General features: G+C 43.8%; 5 protein-coding genes. 3 read left to right on the forward strand and 2 right to left on the reverse strand.

Annotation, left to right across the window (positions count from 1 at the left end; translation table 11 throughout):
- The first annotated feature begins 137 nt into the window (after positions 1-137).
- From NOG12_RS12965 to NOG12_RS12975, 3 genes are all read left to right on the forward strand, one after another.
- Entirely contained in the window at positions 138-1,034 is an 897-nt protein-coding gene (locus NOG12_RS12965; protein WP_313933480.1) for a ComEC/Rec2 family competence protein, read from the forward strand.
- 18 nt (positions 1,035-1,052) lie between these two features.
- Complete coding sequence (locus NOG12_RS12970) at positions 1,053-1,814, forward strand: hypothetical protein (RefSeq protein WP_313933481.1); 762 nt, start codon at positions 1,053-1,055, stop codon at positions 1,812-1,814.
- Positions 1,815-1,931: 117 nt separating this feature from the next.
- Complete coding sequence (locus tag NOG12_RS12975) at positions 1,932-2,156, forward strand: hypothetical protein (protein WP_313933482.1); 225 nt, start codon at positions 1,932-1,934, stop codon at positions 2,154-2,156.
- Positions 2,157-2,619: 463 nt separating this feature from the next.
- On the opposite strand, the gene NOG12_RS12980 is transcribed toward NOG12_RS12975, so the two are convergent.
- Together NOG12_RS12980 and NOG12_RS12985 are read right to left on the reverse strand one after the other, a co-directional pair.
- A complete protein-coding gene (locus NOG12_RS12980) occupies positions 2,620-2,775 on the reverse strand; it encodes a hypothetical protein (protein ID WP_313933483.1) in 156 nt (51 codons plus the stop codon).
- Between the two features lie 210 nt (positions 2,776-2,985).
- Positions 2,986-3,303 (reverse strand): DMT family transporter, encoded by a 318-nt coding sequence (locus NOG12_RS12985; protein WP_313933484.1) that lies wholly within the window; start codon positions 3,301-3,303, stop codon positions 2,986-2,988.
- Positions 3,304-3,537: the final 234 nt, after the last annotated feature.

Below are 3,537 nucleotides of genomic sequence, written 5' to 3' on the forward strand. Positions count from 1 at the left end.
ACAATCACATACACTCGGACAACCAAAAGCGCCGCTCGTTCCTCGTTCTGCTTTTGGTTGCAGGTGACGTGAAGCGTTAGATCAATGCGACCATTCAACACCCTATCGGATAGGCCAACAATATTAAGGAGTTCTTCATGCCAATCATAAAAAGCTACGCTGTCGGTGCAGGCGATATGTTCTACATTCGACATGGAAGCGATAACTTTACCATCATCGACTGTGATCTTTCCGATGAAAACCGGGATGAAATAATCCAAGAGCTTAAAGACGAGAGTAGAGACAAGCGCATCACACGATTTATATGTACCCATCCAGATGAAGATCACTTTGGAGGCATTCACTGGCTTGACGATTCAATGCCTATCTACAATTTCTATGTCGTAAAGAATAAGGCTATAAAAGACAAGGACACGGAGTCTTTCAAGAGGTACTGTGATTTAAGAGATGGCGATAAGGCTTTTTACATCTATAAGGGATGCTCAAGAAAGTGGATGAACATCGGTGATGATGAAAGAGGAAGTGCTGGTATCAATGTATTATGGCCGGATACTGAAAATGAACACTTCAAAGAAGCTTTGAGGGCTTGTGATGCTGGCGAAAGCTATAACAACACATCTGCAGTAATTAGATATAGCTTTTCCGGAGGGGCGAGCTTCATGTGGCTTGGTGATCTTGAAACCCAATTCATGGAAGATATTGTAGATGAAATTGAACTGGAAAAGACGACTGTCGTTTTTGCTGCACACCACGGCAGGAATTCAGGGAAAATACCTAATTCTTGGCTTGAAAAGCTTGATCCACAGGTTATCGTTATTGGCGAGGCCCCGTCCCGTCATCTCAATTACTATACCGGATATGAAATACTTACCCAGAATAGAGCGGGTCATATAACGATGGAGTGTGTCGGTAATAAGGTCCATTTCTATTCATCGGAAAGCGATTACTCAAAAGACTTCCTTAATGATGAAGGATGCACAAGCTACCCCAATTACTTTGGTAGTCTTACTGTTGAAACTGAATACACTCTATAAGAATGGGCTGCCATACAAATGAGTGAATTTTCAAAATACTTCGATGAATATAGCTTCAACGCCAGGGTGAAACCGGCGTTGTTTCTAGTTTTTCCAATATTTATCTCTTTGCTTGTCCTCTTTGAGCCTTCACGAACTTGGACAGGATCTACGGTAACATTCCTTGTAGCTTTCGGGGTGATATATTTTGCCGCCAATCAGATGTCGGCAAAAGGTAATGCTCTTCAGGACAAGCTATTCAAAAAGTGGGGTGGCGCGCCCACCACCATTATGTTAAGGCACACCGACAATACGATCGATAGTGTAACTAAATCACGTTACATGGACCGGCTAGCGTTACTTATATCAAACTTCGACCCCACGACACCCGAATATGAGCAAGCGAACCCAGAAAGAGCCGATGAGCTATATAGGTCTGCGTCAAACTACCTCAGGGAGCATACTCGGGATACGACTATATACCCGTTAATCTTCAAAGAAAATGTTGCATATGGGTTCGCTAGAAACATTAGAGCATTTAAATCATTAGGCATTTTCATAACTGTATCTTCACTACTGGTTAGCTTGGTTGTCATCTACCCTGATGCAACAACTCTAGGGAGTATGTCACCGAGGCTTGTTATTCAGGAAATTTCATTTCCCTACTTGGGTCTTATAGCTATCCATCTTTCGATGCTTTGGGTGTGGATTTTTCTTGTGACGGAAAATTGGGTGAAGTTAAGGGGTTTTGCTTACGCAAAGCGACTGTATTCTGCATGTGAGAAGATAACTGTAATTTAGAAAATGTTCCCAAGTCCGATAAAAAAGGATCTAACAAAGCGCTGCTGTCGGACAAAATTTCCGCTGCGCTCCAATTTTGCCGCAGAGCGCGGCGTTAGCACTCAAGGGGATACAACGATGAAGCACACTCAAGAAGAAATAAACGAAATCTGGAATAACGAAAAGGCTGACAAGTATGCAGGGGCTTCAGCTCAGCACCAACCAGTGATATGCAGTGACGATGATGCGGAGCAGTGTATTAGCATCCCCAATTCAGCGGGGACTGACCGAGAGCTTTATTCGCGTAAAAACGAAGACGAAGAGTGGAAGGTCGTCGCATATGTAGGCGAGCGAACATCTTGATGCCGGAGCTAAGTGTTAACAAGGCCAATCACTGCGGAGATATTGCATGCCCTATGACGACTTGCTTGCCCAAGAAGGTTATCAGTCATTCAATTGAGCTGCATATGAGCATTCAGAACGCTGAGAACGTGGTCCTCGTCATTTAACCCCATCTAGTTTGCCGTTTATCCATGGTTCAACGATGTTGATGTGGATGTGGTTTAGGTACGACCGCCACTTTTTGTGGCTATGAGCTTCTGGGCCAACTACGGTTAGCAGCAAATAGCTTTCCTCGACATTGTCATATGCATAAAGTAGCCAGTAATCGTTGTGTTCTTCATGTATTGAGTTGGTTCTGTAATGAACTTCAGTAATTTTTGACCAGCGTTTCCGAGTATCAGCGTCTTGTGCGAGATGGATGTGTTAAACAACTCGACCCATGAGTCGAGTTGCCTAAAATAAGGACTTGTGAAAAAACGCACGATTAACGTAGCGCTTTCTTAATACTCGCCTTATTGGTTGGCAGTTTGCCATGTTTGAGAAAGTACTGAAACTGGGTGTTACCTGAAGCTGCTGCTTTGGTTACATCTTTACAGGTTGCCAGTTTACACACTTCCTTATGTTCATTGGTTAACATCATCAATGCTCCGATTTGTATCTAACGTCCTGTTAAAATATCGATGAAATTTTACACAGTCATTTGGGTTATAGCAAATTACTGAATCTCATTGATGAATCATCGCAGCGTGAGAAGTCCTTAGGCTATTTGCCTTCATCGCCGGGTCATCAAAGGCGCAGGAGGAGTGGCCTGTTCCATTCCCTTAACGCCACCATTTCCTGCTGTTAATTGTCAGGTGCTAGATAGCTTCATTAATATCAGCCCTGAAACAATGAGGATTGCCGCAATGATTCTCGTTGCGTTGACGGGTTCGCCCAAAAAGGCAATACCGACAAGAAAAGCTCCTACAGCCCCTATCCCTGTCCAAATCGTGTAGGCCGTTCCAAGCGGAATGGTTCGCATGGCAACGGCTAGCAGCCCGAAGCTGGCCACCATTGCAACAATCGTAATGACTGATGGCATGAGCCTACTAAAACCATGAGACTGCTTCATTGTGTAAGCCCACACAATCTCAAGTACACCGGCAATGAGAAGATAGATCCAAGGCATTGACCCCTCCGAAATATAAAGGTGCTAGGTCGTCCTAGTCATTTATTCCCAAGGCGGGGGAGGTCGTCCTCCTTTGAAGAAAGAGTATTTTATCTTGCGAAAGACAGCCTAACAACCATTGATGGTATGTAAGACGAATATGCTGACACGAATTAGCGCCTTCTCCTCTTTATAATCATCTCAAATATGTGTTAATGGCCAACTAAACTGACCCACTTTCGGCCATTAATTTTG

This window comes from Pseudidiomarina fusca (assembly GCF_032227045.1).
Lineage (GTDB): Bacteria > Pseudomonadota > Gammaproteobacteria > Enterobacterales > Alteromonadaceae > Pseudidiomarina > Pseudidiomarina fusca.